The sequence below is a fragment of the Acidovorax sp. HMWF018 genome (genome assembly GCF_003061035.1).
Taxonomy (GTDB): domain Bacteria; phylum Pseudomonadota; class Gammaproteobacteria; order Burkholderiales; family Burkholderiaceae_C; genus Acidovorax; species Acidovorax delafieldii.
Window position 1 is genome coordinate 2,138 of record NZ_QAIM01000461.1, and the last position, 6,593, is coordinate 8,730.

Genomic DNA, 6,593 nt, shown 5'->3' on the forward strand with positions numbered 1-6,593 from the left:
GCCAGCAGGGGCCAGTTGCCCGCGTCCAGCGGCTCGTCCGTGCCTTCCCAGCCGACGCGGGTCGAGCCCTTGGGGCCGCTGTGGCCGAGCTGCAGGCTGATCTTGGCCGTGCTGCTGCCGTGCACAAAGTTGACGACGCGCGCAAAGGCGGCTTGTTGTGCGTCGTTCCACAGGCCGGGGCAGGCGGGGGTGATGCGACCCTCGGGTGTGGGGCTGGTCATCTCCACCATCACCAGCGCCGCGCCGCCGAGGGCGCGTGCGCCCAGGTGCACCAGGTGAAAGTCCTGCGGCACGCCCTCGACTGCGCTGTAGGTGGCCATGGGCGAGACAACGATGCGGTTCTTGAGCGTGAGGCCTTTGAGCGTGAAGGGCGTGAGCATCGGCGGAATCGCGGCCTTGCCACCCGCGAGCCAGGCCTCGTAGCCCTCCAGCCACGCGGCATCGCGCAGCCGCAGGTTCTCGTGGCTGATGCGCTGGCTGCGTGTGAGCAGCGAGTACGTGAACTGCTCCACGGGCATGCCGGCGTAGCGCGCCACGTTTTCAAACCACTCGGTGCTGTTGCGCGCGGCGTTCTGGATCTTCAGCACCTCCACGCTGCGGCGCGCTTCATAGTGCTGCAGCACTTCGTCGATGGGCAGGCCGGTGGCGAACTCGTTGGCGAGGTCGATGGCGTCTTCCAGTGCGAGCTTGGTGCCGCTGCCAATCGAGAAATGCGCCGTGTGCGCTGCGTCGCCCATCAGCACGATGGGCACCTGCTTGCTGTCGATGGCTTCGCGGTGCACCCAGGTGTTGCAGATCACGCGCGGAAAACGGATCCAGTTGGCCGAGCCGCGCAGGTGCGTGGCGTTGCTGATGAGCGCGTTGCCGTCCAGGTATTGGGCAAACAGCTTTTCGCAGAATGCAATGGCCTCGGGCTGCTCCATCTGGTCCAGGCCGTGGGCCTTCCACACGGCCTCGGGCGTTTCGACGATGAAGGTGGAGGTGTCGGCGTCAAACTGGTAGGCGTGGGCCTGGAACCAGCCATGCTCGGTCTGCTCGAAAGCAAACGTAAAAGCGTCGAACTTTTTCTTGGTGCCCAGCCATACGAAGCGGCACTGGCGCAGATCGATGTCTGGCTGGTAGGTGGCTGCGTAGCGGGTGCGGATGCGGCTGTTGAGGCCGTCGCTGGCAATGACCAGGTCGGCGTTGTACTGTGCGGCCAGCGCCTGGTCGTCGGCCACATCGGTCTCGAACCCCAACTCCACGCCCACCGCCAGGCACCGGTCCTGCAGGATGTTGAGCAGCCGCTTGCGGCCGATGCCACAGAAGCCGTGGCCCGTGGAGCGCACGCTGCGGCCCTTGAAAAACACCTCGATGTCGTCCCAGTGGTTGAACGCATCGCCGATGAGCGCGGCCGTGGGCGCGTCGGCCGCCTGCAGGTTGGCCAGCGTCTGGTCCGACAGCACCACCCCCCATCCGAAGGTGTCGAACGGCCGGTTGCGTTCGACCACCGTGACGCGGTGCGTGGGGTTTTGCTGCTTCATGAGCAGGGCGAAGTAGAGACCGGCGGGCCCACCGCCAATGCAAAGGATGTTCATGCCAAAATAGTTTAGGCTTAAACAAAATGCTGTCAATGGGGCCTTCCCGGCGAAACCCCTGATGCCATCGCGGGGTGTTGACGCAGTGCAGCAAATTTCTCAAGATGCGCCGCATGAAGCACTTGCTGCACACCTTGGAGGGGCGGCTCGCGGCCTTGCCGGTGCCGATGGCCGTCCAGTTGCCTGCGGGCCAGCAACTGGGCGCGCCCGAGCCTGCTGTAACGCTGCGCTTTCGTGACCGCATGGCGCTGGTGGCGCTGGCCACGGGCGAGATCGGCAATGTGGGGGCTGCCATCGTCGAGGGGCGCGTGGCGCTGGAAGGCGGCATGCGCGACCTGATGGCCGCCGCTGCGGGCCTGTTGACCCGCGACCCGGCCCGCGACCAGCACCACGGCTGGTGGCAGCGGGTGCTGGCACGCGCGCGGTCGATGGCGGTGCACACGCTGGCGCATGACGCGCGCCATGTGCAGTTCCATTACGACCTGTCGGACGACTTCTACGCGCTGTGGCTGGACCCGCGCCGCGTGTATTCGTGTGCGTACTACCGGTCCCCAGACCTGACGCTGGCCCAGGCGCAGGAGGCCAAGCTCGACCACATTTGCCGCAAGCTGCAGCTGCAACCGGGGGACCGGTTTCTGGACATTGGCGCGGGCTGGGGTGGCCTGCTGCTGTGGGCGGCCGAGCACTACGGCGTGGATGCCACAGGCATCACGCTGTCGCGCAACCAGCACGCCCATGTACAGCGGCGCATTGAAGAGCGTGGGCTGCAGGGGCGCGTGCGCATGCAACTGGTGGATTACCGCGAGCTGCAGGTGGCGCAGCCCTTCGACAAGATCGCCTCGGTGGGCATGTTCGAGCATGTGGGCCGCGCGCAGATGCAGCGCTACTTTGAGACGGTGGCGCGCCTGCTGCGGCCCGGAGGGCAGGTGCTGAACCACGGCATCACAGCGGGGGGCGCAGACAACGCGCAGCTGGGTGCGGGCATGGGTGACTTTATCGAGCAGTACATCTTCCCCGGCGGCGAGCTGTTGCATGTGAGCACGGTGCTGCACGACATGGCCCGCGCAGGCCTGGAGATGGTGGACACCGAGAACCTGCGCCCACACTATGCGCGTACGCTGTGGGCGTGGTCCGACGGGCTCGAAGCCCAATTGCCTGCGGCCCGCGAGGTGCTGGCCGCACAGGGTGGGGCGCAGCCGGGTGATAAGGTCTTGCGTGCGTACCGCCTGTATCTTGCGGGCAGTGCCCTGGGTTTTGAACGTGGCTGGATGGCGCTGCATCAGATGCTGGCCATCAAGCCGGATGGCGACACGGCCAGAGGCCTTTTGGCCGGCGCACAATCGAGCTATCCGTTCACCCGCGACTACATGTATGCGGACCCTGGCAACCTCTTCCGATAGGCCTTGACCATGCTCTACAAGTTCAAATCCCGCGCCACCGCCGACCTGATCATGCTCGAACCCCAGGGGCGCCAGATCGTGACCATCATCGGCAAGACCCCTGGCGCCAGCGGCATCGTGACCGCTGCCCAGATCCCCGGTGCCATTGCCGCGCTGGAGGCGGCCGTGATCGCCGACGAAGCCCAGCCCGAAGCCCAGGAAAACGATGAGGCCGCGGCTGAAGAAATCAACGAGGCCGTGCGCCTGCGCCAGCGTGCTGCGCCGTTCATCGAGATGCTCAAGCGCAGTGCTGCGGCGGATGTGGATGTGGTGTGGGGTGTGTGACCTGATCGCAGGTGCGTCTGCCGCTCACCAGCCTTGTCGGGCCTGGCTGCGTGCGGTCCGCAGGCGTCGCAGCCCATGCTCGCGCCACGGCTGATGCGGTGGCGCCAACCATCAATCCACCTTGGCCCCCGACGTCTTCACCACCTGCGCCCACTTCTTGTGCTCGTTGTCGATGTGCTTGGCAAATTCGGCCGGGGTGTTGCCGCCGGGGATGGCGCCTTGTGCCAGAAGCCGCTCCTTCATGGCGGGCGTGGCCAGTGACTTGGCGACTTCCTGCTGAATGCGGTTGACGATGTCGGTGGGTGTGCCCGCCGGGGCCAGCAGACCGAACCAGGAACTGGCTTCGTAGCCCTTGAGTGTGGGGCCGCCCGCTTGCTCCACGGTGGGCACATCGGGCAGTGCGCCCGAGCGCTCGGAGCTGGTCACGGCCAGCGCGGTGAGCTTGCCGGCCTTGATCTGCGCCATGGACGAGGGCAGGTTGTCGAACATCACGTCCGCATTGCCCGCCACCATGTCCATGAGCGCCGGGCCCGAGCCACGGTAGGGCAGGTGCAGCATGAAGGTGCCGGTCATGCTTTTGAACAGCTCGCCAGCCAGATGGATCGACGTGCCGTTGCCGCTGGAGGCCATGTTCATCTTGCCGGGGTTGGCCTTGGCCACCCGGATGAAATCCTGCACGTTGTGAATACCCTGGGCCTTGGCCTTGTCGGCATTCATCACCATCACATTGGGAACAGCCGCCACCATGGTGATGGGCACAAAGTCCTTGATGGGGTCGTACGGCAGCTTCGCGTACAGCGCACGGTTGATGCCGTGGGTGCCCACGGTGCCCATCAACAGCGTGTAGCCGTCGCCGGGCGACTTGGCGACGATCTCCGCGCCCACATTGCCGCCGGCGCCGGCACGGTTGTCCACGATGAACTGCTGGCCGAAGGCCTTGGACAGCTCGGGCGCCATGGCGCGGGCCAGGATGTCGGTCGTGCCACCGGGCGCAAAGGGCACGACGATGCGCACCGGCTTGGTGGGCCATGCCCCCTGGGCGCGCGCCATGGTGGGCAGCAGCGCCGCCGCGCAGGCCAGTGCCAGCGCACTGGCGCCCAGGGTCAGCGCCTGGCGACGTCGCGCACGAAGTGGGTGCACGGCGACTGTCGCGCCGGATGGGCGAGTGGGTGCGTGGAGGGGAATGCGTGCCATGGAGATCGATCCTTGATGTCGGGGAGAGGAGAAAGGTCTGCCCTGGTTCTACGCGCGTTGGCGCAGTGGGGGCAGATGGATAACCCCAATCCTGTCGGCGCATGAGATTTGCCAGGCGCTATGTCTTGCGCATGGTGCGAGTAACACCCCACCACACACCCATGAAAAAAGCCGCAACGCGGCGGCTTTTTGGGGGCTGACAGGGCTGCGTTCAGAGCCCTGCCGGGTGCGGGAGCATCAGTCCGCGTAGGTGCCAGCGGCCTTGATGACGGCGCCCCACTTGTCGATCTCAGCCGCCACAAACTTCTTGTGTTCCGGGCCATCGATGCGCTTGTCGGTGATGACCACAGCGCCCAGGGCTTCCTGCTTCTTGATGAACTCAGGGTCCTTCAGCGCGACCTTGAGGGCTTCGTTGATCTTCTTCTGCACATCGGCTGGCGTGCCCTTGGGGGCGTACAGGCCGTGCCAGATGCTCACGTTGAAGTCCTTCAGACCGGATTCGGCCAGGGTGGGCAGGTCCTTGAGCGCGGGCGTGGTCAGGCGCTTGGCGGTGGTCACTGCATAGGCCTTGACCTTCTTGCCTTCGATCTGGCTGGTGGTGTTGGTGGTCTGGTCGCACAGCAGGTCGATCTGGCCGCCGATCAGGTCGGTGATGGCAGGGGCCGTGCCCTTGTAAGGCACATCCGTCATGTCGGTCTGCAGGGCAGACTTGAACATCAGTCCGCACAGGTGCGAGGCCGCACCCAAGCCCGCGTTGCCCAGGTTGATCTTGCCCTTGTTCTGCTGGATCCAGGCCGTCAACTCCTTGAAGTTGTTGGCGGGCATGGTGGGGCGAGCGATCAGCGTCATGGGCACTTCGTTGACCATGCCCAGGTATTCAAAGTCGTTGGGTACGCTGAACGACAGCTTGCGGTACAGCGCAGGCATGGTGGACATGCCGATGTGGTTGAGCAGCAGCGTGTAGCCATCGGGTGTGGCGCGGGCTACACGGGCGGCACCGATCGAGCTGCCTGCGCCGGCGGTGTTGTCCACCACAACGGTCGCGCCCAAAGGCTTGCGCAGCGCCTCGGCCAGGTCGCGCGCCACACGGTCGGTGGGGCCACCCGCCGCAAAGGGCACCACCAGGGTGACTGTCTTGTCCTTGGCGGGGAAGTCCTGCGCATGGGCGCCAAAGGCGGCCACTGCAGCGGCAGCGACGAGGGCGAGTTTCAGCGTTGTTTTCATGGGTGCTCCTGTAAATGACGGGCCATGATAGCGAGGGGTATTTCCGGCAACATTGCGGATAGTACGTAGCACACAAGCCATATGGTCTTTAAGCCAAAGAGGCCTGTAGTGCATATATTTATTGGCTTAAATGCTATTCAAAAGATAGCATTTGTAAGGGTAAACACTGCGGTACCCCGGCGCGCAAAGTGGACATGTTTTGCGCTGTCGCAAGGGCAGGCGCGATGTCCTGGCCGTTGATGTGCATGCACATCTTTTGGGCGCCAGCATGCGTTGCCGGCGCTGCCAGCACCGGCACGCGCCGCGCTCCTGCGGCCCCTGCGAGAACGTCAGCGGGCTCTCAGGGGCTACTTGTAGCTGCGCGCGTCTTCGATGACCTTGCCATCGTTGGGCAGTGTGCCCGGGGGCACCATCTGCACCTCGCCGCGCAGCTTGGTCACTTCGCGGATGGCGTCGCTGAGCTGGTGGGCCAGGCCCTCGGCGGTTTCGGTGGTCTCCACCTGCAGCACCATCTGGTCGTTGGCCATCTCGCCGCTGACCACGAGCCGGGCGCGCTGCACCTGTGGAAAGCGCCGCGCGATGGTGGCGATCTGGCCGGGGTGCACGAACATTCCGCGCACCTTGGTGGTCTGGTCGGCCCGGCCCATCCAGCCCTTGATGCGGGTGTTGGTGCGGCCGGTGGGGCACTGGCCCGGCAGCACCGCCGACAGGTCGCCAGTACCAAAGCGGATCAGCGGGTAGTCAGGGTTGAGCGTGGTGATGACCAGCTCGCCCACCTCACCCTCGGGCACGGGGTCGCCCGTGCCGGGACGCACGATCTCGACGATCACGCCTTCATCCAGCACCAGGCCTTCGCGGGCCGAGGTTTCATACG

Annotated in this window: 6 protein-coding genes; 2 read left to right on the plus strand and 4 right to left on the minus strand. The window is 65.4% G+C overall.

Annotation, left to right across the window (positions count from 1 at the left end; translation table 11 throughout):
* On the minus strand, positions 1-1,577 hold a 1,577-nt coding region (locus tag DBR23_RS19320), incomplete at its 3' end, for an FAD-dependent monooxygenase (RefSeq protein ID WP_233250578.1).
* 113 nt (positions 1,578-1,690) lie between these two features.
* Here DBR23_RS19320 and DBR23_RS19325 point away from each other — a divergent pair.
* Positions 1,691-2,977 carry a class I SAM-dependent methyltransferase gene (locus DBR23_RS19325; RefSeq protein WP_108499283.1) on the plus strand — a complete coding sequence of 429 codons (1,287 nt, stop codon included), beginning with the start codon at positions 1,691-1,693 and terminating at the stop codon, positions 2,975-2,977.
* Positions 2,978-2,986: 9 nt separating this feature from the next.
* Complete coding sequence (locus tag DBR23_RS19330) at positions 2,987-3,301, plus strand: DUF1840 domain-containing protein (RefSeq protein WP_056059719.1); 315 nt, start codon at positions 2,987-2,989, stop codon at positions 3,299-3,301.
* Positions 3,302-3,412: 111 nt separating this feature from the next.
* Here the strand turns inward: DBR23_RS19330 and DBR23_RS19335 are convergent, their stop codons facing one another.
* From DBR23_RS19335 to DBR23_RS19345, 3 genes are all read right to left on the minus strand, one after another.
* Positions 3,413-4,486, minus strand: coding sequence for a Bug family tripartite tricarboxylate transporter substrate binding protein (locus tag DBR23_RS19335; RefSeq protein WP_369882144.1), 1,074 nt, complete (start codon positions 4,484-4,486; stop codon positions 3,413-3,415).
* Between the two features lie 246 nt (positions 4,487-4,732).
* On the minus strand, positions 4,733-5,719 hold the full coding sequence (locus DBR23_RS19340) for a tripartite tricarboxylate transporter substrate-binding protein (protein WP_056059714.1): 987 nt from the start codon (positions 5,717-5,719) through the stop codon (positions 4,733-4,735).
* A 347-nt stretch (positions 5,720-6,066) separates the two neighbouring features.
* On the minus strand, positions 6,067-6,593 hold a 527-nt coding region (locus DBR23_RS19345), incomplete at its 5' end, for a phenylacetate--CoA ligase family protein (RefSeq protein WP_146191376.1).

Bases quoted from the DNA above. Each gene is read 5' to 3' on its own strand.
- DBR23_RS19325 (WP_108499283.1), top strand. From the start codon at position 1,691: ATGAAGCACTTGCTGCACACCTTGGAGGGGCGGCTCGCGGCCTTGCCG.
- DBR23_RS19340 (WP_056059714.1), bottom strand. From the start codon at position 5,719: ATGAAAACAACGCTGAAACTCGCCCTCGTCGCTGCCGCTGCAGTGGCC.
- DBR23_RS19330 (WP_056059719.1), top strand. From the start codon at position 2,987: ATGCTCTACAAGTTCAAATCCCGCGCCACCGCCGACCTGATCATGCTC.